This window comes from Corynebacterium evansiae, from assembly GCF_027570065.1.
Taxonomy (GTDB): Bacteria; Actinomycetota; Actinomycetes; order Mycobacteriales; family Mycobacteriaceae; genus Corynebacterium; species Corynebacterium evansiae.
The window spans coordinates 101,023-117,877 of sequence record NZ_JAKMUT010000004.1 but is presented as its reverse complement, the minus strand read 5'-3'; the positions used below and the strand labels follow the sequence as shown (position 1 = coordinate 117,877).

The following is a 16,855-nucleotide window of genomic DNA, read 5'->3' as shown; positions in this document are numbered from 1 at the left end:
GTGCACGAATAGTCTAACCGTATTCAGGGTTCAGAAACAACCGGAACAATAGTTCTAAAAACAGCAAAACTCCTGGGTGCACTTCATAAGAGAACCCTAAGCGTTAGCGCACCATCTCCGGTATCTGCGACACCGAACTAATCGCCGGCCCCAGGAACCTCCCAGCCAGCTTCGCAAACCTCTGCGGATCCCCCGTCGACTCGAAGGAAAGGTCCACCGCCCGCTCCGGATCTTCATCCGCCAGCAGATCCTGCTCTGCCAGCGTGCGATAAACAGTCTTCGCCGTCTCTTCGGCGCTATTAATCAGCGTGACGTCCTCCCCCATCACCAGCTGCACCACCCCGGCCAGCAGCGGATAGTGTGTGCACCCGAGCACCACGGTATCCACCCCCTCGGCCTTCAACGGCGCCAGATAGTTCTCCGCCAGCCCCATCAGCTGCCGCCCGCTGGTCATGCCACGCTCCACGAAAGGCACAAACTGCGGGCAGGCCTGCGCATACGCCTCGACCCCCGGAATCGCCGCGAAAAGATCCTGATACGACCTACTGCTCACCGTCGCCTGGGTGCCGATCACACCGATCTTGCCGTTGCGGGTCGCCGCCGCCGCGCGCCGCACCGCAGGCAGGATCACCTCAACCACCGGAATGGAGTACCTCTCCCGTGCATCCCGAATAAACGCCGACGAGGCAGAGTTGCACGCCACCACAATCATCTTGCAGCCACGCTCCGCCAGAGTGTCCGCAATCCCAATCGATAGCTCGCGCACCCGCGCCAGAGGCTTGTCCCCGTATGGAGAGTTAGCCGTGTCCCCGATGTACACCAGGTTCTCGTGCGGTAGCTGGTCCACAATAGCGCGCGCCACGGTCAGCCCACCCACGCCCGAATCAAACACTCCGATCGGCGCATTGTTTGCTTGCGTCGCCTGTACGTTAGCCCCAGCAGTCTCAGCAGCCTCAGCCACGGCACTCACCTTTCACTACATCTCCTTCACTACGTCGCGCCAGCTCGGCACACCAAACGCCGATTCCGCCGCCAACACGGCATGCACAATCGCCCGCTCTACCGTGTTGGCCGCGACCGCCGAAAGCAGGCTCATGCCAATGTCATCCACGCCCCTCTCAACTCCAGTAGCCCCCGAACCGTGCTCACCTGTCGCCATCGCGAACAGCGTGTCCCCATCCATCGGCATGTGCGCCGGCCGAATCGCCCGCGCAATCCCGTCGTGCCCCGCCAGCGCCAGCCTCTTGGCCTGCGCCTTCGTCAGCGGCGCATCCGTCGATACCACCCCGATCGTCGTGTTGAGCTTCGGCGCCAGCATGTCCGCCGTGATCTTCGTGCCGAGCACGTTCTTGCTCTTTAATCTATTGACGCCCTCAGCCCCCACCGGCTCACCATCAACCAGGCCGTCGGCCAGTCCGTATCTGGCAAACTCCCCGTCCAGCTCCGCGGCGAGTCCCCACGGCAGGCCGGTTGCTGGATCGAAAACCGCGCCCTGCGGGTTCACCACAATGCCCGCGGCCACAGTCACTCCCGCCAGCGGGGTGCCTTCGGGGAACACGGCGCTGGCCTGACCAAAGCCGCCCTTCAGCGCGCCAGCCGAGGCTCCCAGCCCCGCGCCGACGTTGCCGTTCAGTACTCCCCGCCCTGACGCTCTCTGCTCCGAAGCGCCCTGCTCAGCCGCGCCGACGACCCCGCCAACCGCATCTCCAACCACAGCATCCAGCGCCGCCGCCGTCGCTGCTGCTCCCGTGGCCGCATCCGGCCGCGAATCCCAGCGCCCCAACAGCAGATCAAGAATCACGGCCCCCGGTACGATCGGCACCAACTTATCCGGGTGTTCCGGCCCCAGCACGGGGAAGCCGATCCCCCTACGCTCCAGCTCGGCCATTGCCCCCGTGAGGGCGTCAAGACCAAAAGCAGAACCACCGCACAGACCAATGGCGTGCACGGCCTGCACCGTGTTGTGCGGCGCCAGAAGATCTGTTTCGCGCGTGCCCGGGCCACCGCCTCGCACATCCACGCTGGCGGTGGCGGATTTCGGGGCGACGATCATGGTCACGCCCGAATCCCCCGCACCGTCCTCGCACACCGCGTGCCCCACGCCAATGCCTGCCACGTCCGCCAAAGAATTAGCGGGCCCCGGCTGGCAGCCGAACAACTCTATGCTCATTACTCACCCATCATCGCCGACAACAGACTGTCCTGGTGGTAGCCCAACCAATCCAGGTAGTTCTGCGCCGCCGTCGCTTGGTCGGAATTCTCCTCCCCCTCCAGCAGCTCCTTTTTGAACTCCTCGTACTGGGCGGAGTGGTACAGACGAATGTCGTTGATCGCGCTCAGCCACGGGTGGACCTCGTCCTGCGTCAGCGAAACATTCACCGAACCATTCGGCCCCAGGTAGTCCACCACGAAGCGCAGGTTCGTCAGCTTCGTCTTGATGATGTCCGTCTCGTTCAGCTGGCGGGTCAGCGCCGCATCGCCGTCGACTTCCTCGTCCCCCTCGCGGAAGAAACTCGGCAGCAGCCGCGCCAGCCCCGGATCCTTCGGCGCATCGGCATGCCCGCTGGCCATGCCCGTCATCTCGGCCAGCTCGTCCTTCGGGGCGGTCCGCGCGCGCTCCATCAGCTTATCGGAGACGGCCACCGCCGAATCCCCCAGCATCTCGCGCTCGAGCGGCTCCAGCTGCGTATTAAAGCGAGTCCCGCGCAGCAGGCTGTTCTTCTTCGTCCACGGCTGCATGTTCGTTCCTTCTTTCTTTATTGACGCCTACCCGTCCGCCCGCTGCATCGTCGCCCATAGCCCGGCGGTCTGCAGCTTCTTCACGTCCCCTTCAACCTTGTCGCGCTCGCCCGAGCTCACCACGGCCTTACCCTCGGTATGGACCTGCATCATCAGCTCCGTGGCGCGCTTGCGCGAGTAACCCAGTACGGTCTGGAAGACATACGTCACGTAGCTCATCAGGTTCACCGGATCGTCCCAACAGATGCACATCCACGGCAGGTTGGGCTCCGTCAGTGTTTCTGGCAGTTTGTCCGCCACAGGGGTGGCAGAGGGAGCGGCTGGGGAAGTCATGCTTTCCAGAATACCCACATCGGCCATCTTCGCTGCCGGGTCCGTGGTGGGGCGTGGACTAGCATGGAGCGGGTGAACGAATACAGCACCCGCTCCTCCGCACTTCTTACGGACAAATACGAACTCACCATGCTCGAGGCCGCGATCCTCGACGGCACTGTCGACCGCGCCTGTACCTTCGAGGTGTTCACCCGCCGCCTGCCCAACGAGCGCCGCTACGGCGTGATCGCCGGCACCGCCCGCGTACTGCAGGCCGTACGCGATTTCGTGTTCACCGACCAGCAGCTGGACCGCATCGACTTCCTGCGGGACGAAACCCTGGAATACCTGCGCAACTTCCGCTTCTCCGGGCAGATCGACGGCTACCGCGAGGGCGAGCTGTACTTCCCCCACTCCCCCGTCCTGACAGTCCGGGGCACCTTCGGCGAGTGTGTGATCCTGGAGACGGTGATCCTCTCCATCCTGAACATGGATTCCGCCGTGGCCAGCGCCGCCGCTCGCATGGTCACCGCCGCCGGCGACCGCCCCATCATCGACATGGGCGCGCGCCGCACCCACGAATACGCCGCCGTGACCTCCGCCCGCGCCGCCTACCTGGCTGGGTTCGTCGCCACCTCCAACATGGAGGCCGCGCAGCGCTACGGCATCCCGGCCTCCGGCACCGCAGCCCACGCCTGGACCTTGCTGCACACCCGCCCGGATGGCACCCCCGACGAGCTCGCAGCCTTCAAGGCACAGATCGCCGCCCTGGGTACAGGAACCACCCTGCTGGTGGATACCTACGACATCACGCAGGGCGTGGAAAACGCCGTTGCCGCCGGCGGCACGGAACTGGGGGCCGTGCGCATCGACTCCGGCGATTTGGGCGTGCTGACCCGCCGTGTGCGCGACCAGCTAGATTCCCTGGGGGCAAAGAACACCAAGATCGTGGTCTCTTCCGACATGGACGAGTTCTCCATCGCCGCCCTGCGCAGCGAGCCGGTGGATTCCTTCGGCGTGGGCACTTCCGTCGTCACAGGCTCCGGGGCACCCACCGCCGGGCTGGTCTACAAGCTCGTGGAGGTAGACGGTGTGCCCGTCGCCAAGCGCTCCCGCGGCAAGGCCAGTCTCGGCGGGACGAAGGATGCCGCCCGCTTTAGCCGCCCCTCCGGCACGGCCGTCGAGGAAGTCACCTTCCCCTTGGGTGCGGAACTGCCCCAGGCCGAGGGGCTGAACAGCACTCAGCTGACCATCCCCATGGTGCGCGACGGCGAGCTCGTGGACGGCCTGCCCACCCTCGAGGAATCTCGCGAGCACTGCGCCAAGCAGCTAGTTTGCCTTCCCTGGGAAGGCCTGGCTCTCACCCGCGACGAGCCCGCCCTGCAAGTTCGCCACATCAAGGCCTAACAACCCGTATGAGCTCCAACGTCCTCGACCTCCTCAGCCTCGCAGTCACCGACCTCGGCGGTGCCCCGCGTCCGGGCCAGCAGAAGATGGCCAAGGCCGTGGCCGAGGCCATCGACAAGGAACACCACCTGGCCGTCCAGGCCGGCACCGGCACGGGTAAGTCCCTGGCCTACTTGATCCCCAGCATCGCCGCGGCCATGGATTCCGACTACCCCGTCATCGTCTCCACCGCGACGATCGCCCTGCAGCGCCAGCTGGTGGAGCGCGACCTGCCACGCCTGGCCAAAGCCCTCGAACCGGAGCTGCCCCGCCCGCTTGAGTTCGCCATCCAAAAAGGTCGCGGTAACTACGTCTGCCTGAACAAGGTGAATAACGCGCAGACCGACAGCGGCGTGGAAGAGGCCGAAGAGTCCCTCCTGGATCCCTCCCAGCTTTCCGCCACCGGCGCCCAAGTCGCCCGCCTGCACGAATGGGCTGGCGAAACCGAGGATGGCGACCGCGATAATCTCCCCCAGGGCGTCAGCGATCGCGCGTGGCGCCAGGTCAGCGTGTCCTCCCGCGAGTGCCTCGGTGCCACCCGCTGCCCCTTCGGCGAGCAGTGCTTCGCCGAGCGCGCCCGCGCCCACGCCGCGGACGCCGACGTTGTCGTCACCAACCATGCCCTGCTTGCCATCGATGCTCTTGTGGACGCCCCAGTCTTGCCGGAGCACGACACAGTGATCGTAGACGAGGCCCACGAGCTGGAGGATCGCATTACCTCCGTCGCCACCGCCGAACTATCCCCCACCGCCATCGCCGTGCTGGCCAAACGCGCCGCGAAGCTGGCCGTCTCCGGCGCAGACGCTGCCGGGGACGAGCTGGCCGAAGCAGGCGACAGGTGGACGGAGGCGTTAAAGGCGGAGGCGGCGGCGTCCAAAAACAACGACCGCTTCGGCACCGGCATCGAGGGGCGCTGGACCGGCGTGCCCGAGGCACTGCAGGTGCCGCTCGCGGCGCTAAGGGACGCGGCGTGGAAGACGAACCGGCAGGTCAGCGGCATACCCGCCTCCGAGTTTGCGAATGATTCAAAGAAGGCCGCCGAACGCCTGGCGGTGATCGTGGCCACCGAGGAGCTCAACGATACGTGCGTGCGCATCCTCAACGCCTCGCGCGTGGGCGAAGGCAACAGCGCGGATGACGAGGATCTGCTCGGCGAGGACGTCATCTGGTACACCGCAGACTCCGGTCCGCGCGCACCGAAGCACGTCGTACGGGTCGCCCCCTTGAGCGTTGCCGACCTGTTGCGCCAGCGCCTTTTCGGCCGGAACACGGTGATCCTGACCTCGGCGACGCTGGCGCTGGGCGGCAAATTCACCGCTATGCTCAGCCGCTGGGGGCTGCCGAAGAGCACCCCCACGCTGGATGCCGGCACGCCCTTCGACGCCCGCACCCACGGCATTCTCTACGTCGCCCGGCACCTGCCCCCGCCCGGGCGGGACCGCGCTAGCGACGCCTCCGTGGACGAAACCGCGCGGCTGATCAACGCCGCCGGCGGGCGCACCCTGGGGCTTTTCAGCTCCCGGCGCGCGGCCGAGGACATGGCCGAGCAGCTACGCACGGTGGTGCCCTACGAGATTCTGCTGCAGGGCGAAGACTCCATGTCCACGCTGGTGGAAAAGTTCCGCAAGAACCAGTCCGCCTGCCTCTTCGGCACCCTCGGGCTGTGGCAGGGCGTGGACGTACCCGGCAAGTCGCTTTCGCTGGTGATCATCGACCGCATCCCCTTCCCGCGCCCCGACGATCCGCTGCAGCAAGCCCGGCAGGAGGCCGCCGACCAGCGCGGCGGCAGCGGGTTCATGGAGGTGGCGGCGAACCACGCGGCGCTGCTGATGGCGCAGGGCGCGGGGCGCCTGCTGCGTTCCGTGGACGACCGGGGCGTGGTGGCGGTGCTGGATCAGCGGCTGGCCACGAAGCGTTACGGCAGCTACATCCGCCGCTCGATGCCGGACTTCTGGTACACGGAAAATGGCGACACAGTGCGGGGTGCACTGCGTCGCCTGGTTGAAGCTTAGTCGGCTAAGGCCTTAGGGGCTGGCCCCTTAGGCTGACCCCTTAGGCCAGATCCGCGCCGTCGTTGCCAGCGGCTGCGCTGTCGCCAGCGCCGCCCAGCAGGTCGTCGAAGGTCGGGGCGATGTCCTCGGTGTAGGTTTCCTCGGCGGACTCGTACACGCCGTCGCCGTCGTGGTCGTACACCTTGGTGTCGCCGATGCCGTCGAAGTCGGTATCCAGCAGAGCCTCGTCGGTGAAACCGTCGCCGTCGGTGTCCACGTGGCGCTCGTCCACCTGGCCGTCACCGTCGGTGTCCACGAACACGGTGTCCGTCTGGTTGTCGCCGGTGGTGTCGATCTCGAGTGCGTCGATCTGGCCGTCGTTGTTGGTGTCGTATGCAACACCGTCTGCCAGGCCGTCACCATCCAGATCCACGTACTCGCCGCCGTTCGGGGCTGCGCTGTCTGCACCGGCGGACTGCAGGTCAGTGTCTGCGCCACCCTGCGGGGCTGCGTCTTCTGCCGGCGCCTCTGCATTGTCCTCGTTGTCCTTGGCGTCCTCGGTGCGCGCCTCGGGCTTGTCCTCAGCGGGCTTGTCCTCTGCCGGAGCCTCAGCCGCCGGAGCCTCAGCCTGCGGGGCTGCGTTCTGCGGGGCTGCATCCTGCGGTGCTGCGGTCTGGCTCTGGGAGCCCCAGATGCCCTCGCCTACCGCCTGCTGCGCCGCGGACGGCGGAACCTCGCCGCTGGTGCCGTCCACGATACCGTTGCCGTCGTGGTCGAACTCGGAGTAGTCGGAGATTCCATCGCCATCGGTGTCATAGGCAACGCTGTCTACCTTGCCGTCGCCATCGAAGTCGTAGGCGGTCACGTCGTAGTTTCCGTCGCCGTTGGAGTCGATCTTCACGTTGTCGGTCACACCGTCGCCGTCGTAGTCGGTGGCCTTGGTGTCCAGCTTGCCGTCGTTGGTGGTGTCTACCGCCATGTTGTCGATCACGCCGTCACCGTCGATGTCTTCGTAGACCGTGTCGACGATGCCGTCCTGGTCGTAGTCCATCTCCGCGCGGTCGGTCACGCCGTCGCCATCCTTGTCGTAGACCGTGCCGTCCGGGCGTCCGTCGCCGGTGATGTCCACCTGGAAGGCGTCCGCCTTGCCGTCGCCGTTGGTGTCCTGCGCGCCGACGATGTTGCCCTGGACCATGTTGCCGTCTGCGTCCAGTACATCCCAGCGGCCCAGGGAGTGATCCGGGGCGCCCGCGTTGTCGTTGGTGGTGAGGCCGTTGTTGTTAGCGTTGTTTCCGTTGTTCAGGTTCTCGTTGGACATTGTGTGCTCCTTTTCAGTGTTCTTCCTAGTATCCTTCAGGCTCTTCCTGGCTGCCTGTCAGTTATTGAATGCCCCTCCCCTACAAGTTGTTCCTTGGGGGTATTTATTATGGACGCCCCCTCGCCCCAGAAACCACGAAATCCCTAGTAAAAGACATTTCCGCCACCTGAATCCTGAAAGCAGTTCCGGGGGTGAAAGCATGCATAGTGCTTAAGCTAAACTTCCGGAGAGTCTTTTTATCGGCATACTAGAATGGCATTCTCGCACTACCGTGCACTTGCAGCGCGCTAACCGGACACTACAAAGAAAGGCGATATACACCGTGACCCCCATCCCAAACGCTGCGGGCCGATCCCCCCAGGCAAGCGTCGAACGCGGGGCCACTATCGCCAGGAAATACAAGATGCACGATGCCGCGGATCGTGTGCAGAACCTCGTGAATGCGAAATACCGCACCTCCGCCGTGGTCATCATCGGCGAGGTCAAGCGCGGAAAGTCCTCCCTCGTCAACGCTCTGGTCGGTCGGCGCGATCTGCTGCCGGTGGACGTCATCACCGCCACCAGCGCCCCAATCCGTATCCACACCGAGCCCGACCAGGATCCGGACCAGCCAGTGCTGGCGCGCCTGGTGCGGGGCACGGAGTACGACCCGATCGAGCCCGAGGATCTAAAGAACTGGGTCACCCAGGAGGCCGTGGATGCCATCAACCGCGCGCCGAAAGATAGTAAGGAAGTAGCCTCCCTACCCAGCGCCGCCGAGCTGCTGGTTCCCTACTCTGGCATGGGCAAGGTGACCATCATCGACACTCCGGGCGTGGGCGGCCTGGACGAGCATGCGGTGGCGGCCTCCTTGGCGGAGGCCCGAAATGCCGGCGTGCTGCTCATGGTCTGCGACGCCTCCACCCCCATCACCGCCCCGGAGATGGATATTCTCCGCCGCGCCCGCGAGCAGGTCGGCAGCGTGATCGTGGCCGTCACCAAGACCGATAAGAATGTGCGCCGCTGGCGCTCCATCGTTGCCGACGACCAGCGCCTCATCGCAGAGCACCTAGGCCTGGACATCCCGGTCATTGGAGTGTCCTCGTTGCGGGCTTTGGACGCGGCGGAATCGGCGTCACCAGAAAAAAGAGCACAGATCGAGCAACGATGTGGCGTCGCCGAGCTGCGCCAACAGATCATCGACCACGTGAACTCGCCGGGCAACCTCGGCACGGTGACCGCGCTCGAGATCACCAAGTCGACGATGCACACCATCACCACCGACATCGAGCGCGACATCAAGCTCTACGACAAAACCAGCGATGCAGTCGGCGAACTCGAAGCAGAAAAGCGCAAGCTCGAGGCGTTCCGCGATGCCACCAGCGAGTGGGAACAGCTGTTCATGCGCGACATCCAGCTGAGCCGCAACAAGGTCTCCGCGGCAATGGACGAGGCGCTGACGGACGTAAAGACGCGCTGGACCAACCGCGTCAACGCCGAAGGCATGCGCGTGCTGCGCAGCAAGCCGCAGGTATTCACCAGCCAGATCGAGATTGAACTGCGGCAGATCATGGAGCAGATGGTGATGGCAATGGTCAGCGAAGTGACAGCCCGTGCCGCGCAGCTGTTCCAGGGGCGCCAGGACATGGTGGACCAGGTGCAGCAACAGATCTTCGCCGCACTGGCCCCGCCGAGCTCCCTCAGCCACGATGTGGAGAAGAAAACCACCGGCCTGGTGGATCCGTCGATGCTCACGATGGGCATTGTCGGCGCAGGCGCCCTGACAGTAGTCATCCCCTTCGCCCCCGTGGCTGCAGCCGCCTGGATCGGCGTGAACATGGGCTACCGAGCAATGCGCAACGGCAAGCAACACCTACTTATCTGGCTCCGCGAGACTATTGCGACCACCCGCACCTCCATCAATCGCATGATCGACATTGCGATTACCACCGGTAGGACGGAAATCCTGCTGCGCCACCGCTCCGCAATCCGTCAGGAGCAGCGCAACCTGCAGTCCAAGATCGAATCCGCACAGAAGATCGCCCGCGAATCCGAGGCCCAGCGCAAGCAGACCATCAGCAGGCTGAAGAAAAACCTGGAGATCGTGAAGCAGACCATCGAAGAGCTAGATGAGCACCTGGCGGCGCTGAAACGCACCCGGCGCGGGGCGGCGAGCATGGCAGAACACGCGAAGGCGGGGATGTAAATGGAGCAGGGAAATCAGATCCAGTCGGCCTCTGCGCATTTGAGCCAGCGCGTCTCTGACCTAACGCTGCTGCTCACCCAGGCTGTCGACGCTTTGGCCGGCGGCTCGCCGGACCTGGCGCGGCACGCCGAACAGCTGCGCCTGATGGTCACCCGTCCGCCGCGCGTGGCTGTGGTTGGCCGCCTGAAATCCGGAAAGTCCACGCTGGTCAACGCTCTCACGGAGAACCTCATTGCCGCCACCGGCGCCCTGGAGTGCACCATGGCGGTGAGCATGTACCACAACGGTGCGCCCGCCCGCGCCGAGATCCACACTGTCGACGGGCAGGTCATCCGCGTGCCGCTGAACAACGGCCCGCTGAATAACCTCACCGTGCCGGTGAATCAGGTGGACTTTGTGGACCAGTTCCTGCCCAACCGGCGCCTGCAGGAGCTCACTCTGATCGACACCCCCGGCACCGCCACCCTGACCGTCGAGAACGAGGAGCGCACCCGCCGCGTACTCGTCGACGGGCAAAAAGACACGCGCCGCGCCAGCGGTTGGGCCGACTGCCTCGTCTTCCTGTCGGACTCTGCCCCGCGCGAGGACGAGAAGCGGTTCCTCTCCCAATTGGGAATGACGCCCCTAAATACCGTCGGCATCCTTTCCAGAGCGGACTCTTTCGGTTCCGGTGCCTTCGGCCCCATCGATCCGTTGCAGCACGCCCGCCAGCACGCCGACAGCATTCAGAAGCGACTGATGAGCACTGTGCAGCGCACCATTCCGCTCTCTGGCCTGATGGCGGAATCCGCCCTGACGGGCAAGGTCACCGGCGATGTGGCTCGCAACCTAAGCGCACTGGCGCACCTGGACCGCGAAGGCCTGCTGGACCTGCTGGAGGCAGAGGATCCGCGGGAGATCGTGCCGGAGTGCAGCGCCAACATCCGCGACGACCTGCTGGACGTTATGGGCGAGTACGGGGTGTTCGCCGGGCGCCGCATCGCCGCCGAGGGCGGGGCGCCAGCGCTGGTCAAGTGGATGGTGGAGACCTCCGGGGTCTCGGAGCTGGTGCACCTGCTGACTGGCGACATCACCTACTTCGCCGTGCTACAGCGCGCCGCCCGAATGCTGGACGTGCTGGACGACCTGGCCTCCAACCACCCGGACCTGCAGCACGTGCGCTGGGTGCAGTCGGTGACGCTGGCGCAGCCGGGCATGCACTTTGTGATGCTGTACCGCAGCTACCGCAATACTTACGCCTCCACCCCGGATTCGCGCCTACTGCCGCTGCTGCGGTCCGCCGTGACGGCCGGGCACCCGGCAGAGACCGTGAACCTGCCACGCGATACGCCGGTGGAACAGGTTCGCCAGGCGCTGGAGGAGAAGATCTCCGAGATGCAGCAAATGTCCATGTCCCCGCTGTCCGCGGCGGAGGATGAGGCCCGCGAGCGCCTCCTGGGCTCTTTCCAATCAGCTCTACAAGCGACGCACTAAAGGCCAACCGAGGCGCTAAAGTGTAAGCTACTTATGCCTTAAACGCTTTTAAACCCTTAAGTTTTGTCAGGAGCTGTACTTTAAATGACTAACGCATGGCATCTGGCGGTCGACTTCGGTACCTCGAATACGGCTGCCGCTCACCAGAGCCCCATGGGTAGGGAGATCTCCGCCCTTGCGTTGACACACCGCTCCAACATCATGCCGTCGGCCGTGTTCCTGGATGCCCCGCACGGTGCGCACGCCGCCGCCGACGAGGAGCCCACGCTGCTCAACGGGGATTCCGCCCTCGCCCGTGGCCGCCGCGACCCTTCCCGGCTGCTGCTCAGCCCCAAGCGCTACATCGACCACGATGAAGTTCAGCTGGCTGGCCGTAGCCTGCCGCTGACGAAGGTCGTCGGCTCCGTGATTGCCACCGTCCTGCGCTCTGGCAAGGCGCAGCACGCCAACCAGGATCCCGAGACCGTTACGCTGACCCACCCCGAAGCGTGGTCGGCGCACTCCGTGGAGCAGCTGAAGCGCAGCGCCGTCGCCGCAGGCGTGCCGGAGCAGAACCTGCGCGTGCTGTCCGAGCCGCGCGCAGCTGCGATCCACTATGCCTCCCAGCAGTCCGTGCAGTCCGGTTCCCACGTGGCAGTGTTCGACTTCGGTGGCGGCACCCTGGATATTGCCGTGCTGCGCGCCAAGGGGGATGGCAACTTCGAGGTCGTGGCCGCCAAGGGCGATAACAGCCTGGGCGGGCGCACCATCGATAACCTGCTCTACCGCTGGGTTCTGGACCAGCTGGAGCACGACGACCCCGACCTGGCAGACTTCGTTCGCTCCGCGCCCATCACCACGGTGCACGCGCTGGAGTCCAGCATTCGAGAGGCCAAGGAGATCCTGTCGGACACCTCCTCGGCCACCATCAGCGTCTCCACTCCCCACGGGGAAACCGACCTGCTGATCACCCGCGACGAGTTCAACAACGTTATCGAGCAGTCGATCATGCGCGGAGTTGAGCTGACTCGTGCGGCGCTGACGCAGGCGGGCGTCGATTCCACAAGGACCCCGATCTACATGACCGGCGGATCGTCGCGCATTCCGTTTGTGCAGGACCGTCTGGGTGAAGTCGGCACCGTCATGACGCTCGACGACCCGAAGACCGTGGTGAGCCGCGGTGCGCTGGCCGCAACCCTGCGCGGGTTCACCGGTGGCGTAAACGGAGCTCAGGGGGCAGGTTCTCGCCCCGGTGGCGCCGGTGTCGGCAGCACTGGCGCAGGTGCCGCCGGTGCTGCCGGACTAGCTGGCGCCGCTGGCGCTGGGCTGGGCGCCGGTGCTGCCTCAGCTGCAAGCCGTTCCGGCCAGTCAAGCCAACCCGGCCAGTCCGGCCCGGCAACTCCGCCCGGAATGCCGCGTGCGGGTCAGGGGCAGAACCAGGGATCGCAGTCCTACAACACTTCCCCGCAGACCGCTGCCTTCGTGCCCAGCTCGGCGAACGCATACGGCGCCAGCAACTTCGCCAGCGCTCACGCAACGAGCTCCTCGAAGCCGAAGAAGTCCAACACCCCGGTGATCATCACGGCGTGCGTAGCCATCCTGGCGGTCGTGATAGCCATCGGCTTCGTCGCACTGAACGGCGGCGATGACAACGGTGGCGGCGGCAGCGGCGGAGGCGGCAGCAACAGCGATGGTGGTAACCCGCCGTTCACCGAGGCCAACCCCTACACCCCAGCGCGGGAGCCGTACGAGTCGGATATGTACAAGCCCTTGGCCTCCCTGCTCCCGGAGGTCAAGGACTACACTCCGACGAACTTCTACAACCGCATCGATAGCTGCAGCACCAGGCAGGATAAGGCAAGTTTCGCTGGCGCGGCCTACGACGGCATGGATACCAAGATGTACTCCTGCATACCGAGCCGCGATTCCCTCGAGGATCACAAGGATGAGTTCCTCTACAACAACTTCCGGTACACACAGACTGGCGACGATGCGCAGAAGGTCTACGACCACGGAAAGAACTCTGCCGTGAAGGGGCAGGTCCTCCAGGAGGCCGGCAATGGTTGGCCGGAGATTATCTTCTACCCCAGCGCCAACTACTCCAGCCCGAACGTTACGGTGTGGTACCCCGAGGAGAAGCTGGTCGTGCTGTCCAACGGCAAGTCTGATGACACCAAGGAAAGCTTCATCGAGATGCTGAAGTTCTACAACCTGATGCCGCAGGACTAGCCCCTCAGCGATCGGCACAAGTTAGAGCCCCACCCACCGAGCAAAGCTTGAACTGCTCGATGTTGTGGGGCTCTTTGCTGTGCTTGTTTGCGGAAGGGCAGTGCCTGACTGTTTATGCGCTGGTGACGCCAGCCTCCACCAGTGCCGCCTTCAGCTTCGCACGCGCGCGATTGATGCGTGACTTAACCGTTTGAATGGGAATCCCTTGGTGGGCGGCGATGTCCTGGTAGCTCATGCCCGTGTATTCGCGCAGGACGATGACTTCGCGGAAGTCATCCGGCAGCTGTGCCAGCGCCTGGCGCACGACCATTGCCGAGGTAACCTGCGAGCCGACCTCCGGGGTCTGCGCGACCTCGTCCACGCCCGCGTCTTCCTCCGGGACGTCCCGGCGGGAGCGCACGATCTGCAGCGCTGCGTTGGAGGCAATGCGGTAGGCCCAAGTGGAGAACCTGGCGCGCCCGTCGAACTTCTCAATGTTCTTCCACGCGGAGGTCAATGCGTTCTGCAGCGCATCCTCCGCGTCGGCGCGGTTGCCGGTGATGGACAGGCAGACAGAGAACATCCTGCCCCATGCCTGGCGCGCTAAACGCGCGAAAGCCTGCTGGTCGCCCTCATGGGCTTTGGCCAGCAGGTCGCGTTCCTCTTCGCGGGTGGGTTCTTTCCGTGCGGCACTAGATCCGTTAGACATTTCTGGCTCCCCCCCCTACATTCCGCTGAGGTCGGTCAGATCGTCCGGGAGATCATCGCCGTAGTCGTGGCCATAATCATCCTCGCCGTAATCAGTGACGTCGGCGGCGGGATCCACAGCGGGGTCCACAGCGGAATCGGTCACCGGATCAGCGAGGTCGCTCAGATCGTCAGAACCACCCAGATCGTCCAGATCCTCGTGCTCTGCTGCGCCGGTATCCACGTCGTCGCCCGAAGCATCACTGGGGAGGTCCTCCGCCGAGGTGGCGTCATCAACCAAAGAACCAGAATCGTCGAGATCCGCAAGATCAACCTCGTGCGAAGCCTCATCTGCCGAAGGGTCTTCCGCACCTTCCTCCGGGAAGGAATCCAGGTCGGGAATCAGATCCCCCTCGGGCATCTCGGTGTTCGGATCAACGGCGACGTCCAACATCGAGTTGAACAAGTCGTCGAGATCCTGCGCTTCGTTGCCGAACAGTTCCTCCAGCGGGGGAAGAATTGGTGCGTCTGCCTCGGTATCAGCGGATGGGCCAGCCATGTGTCCTCCGTTTTCGATCGAATCACTCTTCGTGCTCATCGTTCACCTCCTTCCACCAGCATCCGCAGAACAACAAAGAACGCGCTGAAGCAGATGAACCACTCAAACCTGCTTCAGGACGATTGTGTAATGCGTGCAAGGCGGCGAAAGTTCCCGCGAGTAATAAAAGAATTACCTTAAGAGATTACGCCCGATCTCGCACGCAGTTCAATAGGACGGGCACGAAGTTCAATACCGATTCGCACCATTGGAAAGTTAGCGGGGCGAAACATAAAAAGTGATGTCGGCTAAAGCGCATGCCGACTACAGTGGAGGCGAAGAATAACCGCGAACGGATAGGAGCCCGACGCAATGCCCATTAAAAGTGACCGCCCGGACATCGCACTCAGCCCGCTAGGTCTCTACGACTACGTCTTCGGCAACCTCACCACGGAAGAAGAAGACCGCGTCGCCGTCATCGACATCGCCGATGGCTCCGAAACGACCTTCGCGCAGCTGCAGAACTACATCGAGTCCACCGCAGGCTGGCTGGTCAGCAAGGGCATCAAAAAGGGCGACGTGGTGGCGCTGCACCTGCCCAACTCCCTGAACTTCATCGTCGCCGCCTACGGCCTGTGGCGCATCGGCGCTGTCGTATCGCCGCTGTCGCTGCTTTCCACGCCGGAGACCGTGACCGCACAGGTTAAGGACTCTGGCGCGAAGATGCTGCTTACTGTTGCCGCGCTTGGTGACGCCTCGTCTCAGGGAGCGAAGGATGCCGGCATCGCAGAAGAAAACATCATCCACCTGGATACCTCCAAGGGCATGCAGCAGATCATGGCGGAGCGCCGCACGGCCCCCGAGGTGGAGATCAACCCGGACGAGGATCTGGCGGTACTCCCCTACTCCTCCGGCACCACCGGCCTGCCGAAGGGCGTGCGTCTGATGCACCGCCAGCTGGTGGCCAACGTGCAGCAGGGCCAGGACATCGACCTGCTGCGCCGGGACGACACGGTGTACGCGGTCCTGCCGTTCTTCCACATCTATGGCCTGACCGCGCTTGTGAACCTGGCGCTGGCGCAGCGTGCCAAGCTGGTTGTGGTGCCGCGCTTCGAGCTGCAGAGCTTCCTGGAGCACCACCAGAAGTTCGAGGTGAACTTCACGCTGATCGCCCCGCCGATCGCCGTGCAGCTGGCAAAGCACCCGATGGTGGATAACTACGACCTGTCGCGTATGCGCGGAGTGTTCAGCGGTGCGGCCACGCTGGATGAGGACCTGGCCCTGGCGCTGGAGAAGCGCCTGGGCATCCACGTGCAGCAGGGCTATGGCATGACCGAGACTTCGCCGCTGGCGCACGCCAACGTCTCCAAGGACATCAACCGCGGCTCCATCGGCAAGCCCTGTGCCAACACTGAGAGCAAGCTGGTGGATCCGGAGACTCTGGAGGAGATCCCGCTGCCCAGCGAGGGCGTATCCGAGGTGGGCGAGCTGTGGGTCCGCGGGCCGCAGATTATGGCCGGTTACCTGAACAAGCCGGAGCAGACCGCCGAGGCGCTGCCGGGCGACGGCTGGCTGCGCACCGGCGACCTGGCGAACTGCGACCCGGAGGGCAACGTCCACATCGTGGATCGCCTGAAGGAGCTGATCAAGTACAAGGGCTACCAGGTTCCGCCCGCAGAGCTGGAATCCGTACTGCTGAGCCACCCGGAGATCGCAGACGCCGCCGTGATCGGCGTGCACCGCGCTTCCGATGGCGAGGAACTGCCGAAGGCCTTTGTTGTGGCTCAGCGGGGTTCTGCCCTCAACGAGCAGCAGGTGATGGACTTCGTGGCCGAGCGAGTGGCGCCCTACAAGAAGATCCGCATCGTTGAGTTCGTGCAGGGCATTCCGAAGTCCTCCACGGGTAAGATCCTGCGCCGCGAGCTGCGCGAGCGCGCGGTTTAGAACCGCATTCGCGGATTAGAGCGTGGCCGCCGGGG

At 64.5% G+C, this 16,855-nt stretch carries 13 protein-coding genes; 6 read left to right on the top strand and 7 right to left on the bottom strand.

The window, feature by feature from the left end:
- Positions 1 to 103 precede the first annotated feature (103 nt).
- From murI to clpS, 4 genes are read right to left on the bottom strand one after another with little or no spacing between them, the layout of a single operon-like run.
- Positions 104 to 961 (bottom strand): glutamate racemase, encoded by an 858-nt coding sequence (gene murI / locus L8V00_RS05680; protein WP_269944525.1) that lies wholly within the window; start codon positions 959 to 961, stop codon positions 104 to 106.
- Positions 962 to 976: 15 nt separating this feature from the next.
- Entirely contained in the window at positions 977 to 2,170 is a 1,194-nt protein-coding gene (locus L8V00_RS05675; RefSeq protein ID WP_269944464.1) for a P1 family peptidase, read from the bottom strand.
- A complete protein-coding gene (locus L8V00_RS05670; protein WP_049049686.1) occupies positions 2,170 to 2,739 on the bottom strand; it encodes a DUF2017 domain-containing protein in 570 nt (189 codons plus the stop codon). Before L8V00_RS05670 ends, L8V00_RS05675 begins: the two co-directional genes overlap by 1 nt.
- 27 nt (positions 2,740 to 2,766) lie before the next feature.
- Positions 2,767 to 3,072 (bottom strand): ATP-dependent Clp protease adapter ClpS, encoded by a 306-nt coding sequence (clpS, locus tag L8V00_RS05665; RefSeq protein ID WP_034975882.1) that lies wholly within the window; start codon positions 3,070 to 3,072, stop codon positions 2,767 to 2,769.
- Between the two features lie 63 nt (positions 3,073 to 3,135).
- On the opposite strand from clpS, the gene L8V00_RS05660 reads away from it, so the two are divergent.
- Together L8V00_RS05660 and L8V00_RS05655 are read left to right on the top strand one after the other, a co-directional pair.
- Positions 3,136 to 4,458 carry a nicotinate phosphoribosyltransferase gene (locus tag L8V00_RS05660; protein ID WP_269944463.1) on the top strand — a complete coding sequence of 441 codons (1,323 nt, stop codon included), beginning with the start codon at positions 3,136 to 3,138 and terminating at the stop codon, positions 4,456 to 4,458.
- Between the two features lie 8 nt (positions 4,459 to 4,466).
- The gene (locus tag L8V00_RS05655; protein ID WP_269944462.1) at positions 4,467 to 6,509 is read left to right on the top strand and encodes an ATP-dependent DNA helicase; all 2,043 of its coding nucleotides are present in this window, start codon (positions 4,467 to 4,469) and stop codon (positions 6,507 to 6,509) included.
- Between the two features lie 40 nt (positions 6,510 to 6,549).
- On the opposite strand, the gene L8V00_RS05650 is transcribed toward L8V00_RS05655, so the two are convergent.
- Positions 6,550 to 7,806 carry a hypothetical protein gene (locus L8V00_RS05650; RefSeq protein ID WP_269944461.1) on the bottom strand — a complete coding sequence of 419 codons (1,257 nt, stop codon included), beginning with the start codon at positions 7,804 to 7,806 and terminating at the stop codon, positions 6,550 to 6,552.
- A 403-nt stretch (positions 7,807 to 8,209) separates the two neighbouring features.
- On the opposite strand from L8V00_RS05650, the gene L8V00_RS05645 reads away from it, so the two are divergent.
- From L8V00_RS05645 to L8V00_RS05635, 3 genes are all read left to right on the top strand, one after another.
- Positions 8,210 to 9,991 (top strand): dynamin family protein, encoded by a 1,782-nt coding sequence (locus tag L8V00_RS05645; protein WP_269944460.1) that lies wholly within the window; start codon positions 8,210 to 8,212, stop codon positions 9,989 to 9,991.
- Positions 9,992 to 11,464, top strand: a complete 1,473-nt coding sequence (locus tag L8V00_RS05640) for a GTPase (RefSeq protein ID WP_070488100.1) — start codon at positions 9,992 to 9,994, stop codon at positions 11,462 to 11,464.
- An 84-nt stretch (positions 11,465 to 11,548) separates the two neighbouring features.
- A complete protein-coding gene (locus tag L8V00_RS05635) occupies positions 11,549 to 13,672 on the top strand; it encodes an Hsp70 family protein (RefSeq protein ID WP_269944459.1) in 2,124 nt (707 codons plus the stop codon).
- 112 nt (positions 13,673 to 13,784) lie between these two features.
- Here L8V00_RS05635 and L8V00_RS05630 read toward each other — a convergent pair whose 3' ends face one another.
- Together L8V00_RS05630 and L8V00_RS05625 are read right to left on the bottom strand one after the other, a co-directional pair.
- Positions 13,785 to 14,360 (bottom strand): RNA polymerase sigma factor, encoded by a 576-nt coding sequence (locus L8V00_RS05630; protein WP_269944458.1) that lies wholly within the window; start codon positions 14,358 to 14,360, stop codon positions 13,785 to 13,787.
- 15 nt (positions 14,361 to 14,375) lie between these two features.
- Positions 14,376 to 14,936 carry a hypothetical protein gene (locus L8V00_RS05625; RefSeq protein ID WP_035005177.1) on the bottom strand — a complete coding sequence of 187 codons (561 nt, stop codon included), beginning with the start codon at positions 14,934 to 14,936 and terminating at the stop codon, positions 14,376 to 14,378.
- A gap of 312 nt (positions 14,937 to 15,248) precedes the next feature.
- Here L8V00_RS05625 and L8V00_RS05620 point away from each other — a divergent pair, with 312 nt between their 5' ends.
- Positions 15,249 to 16,820, top strand: coding sequence for an AMP-binding protein (locus L8V00_RS05620; protein WP_269944457.1), 1,572 nt, complete (start codon positions 15,249 to 15,251; stop codon positions 16,818 to 16,820).
- Positions 16,821 to 16,855 lie beyond the last annotated feature (35 nt).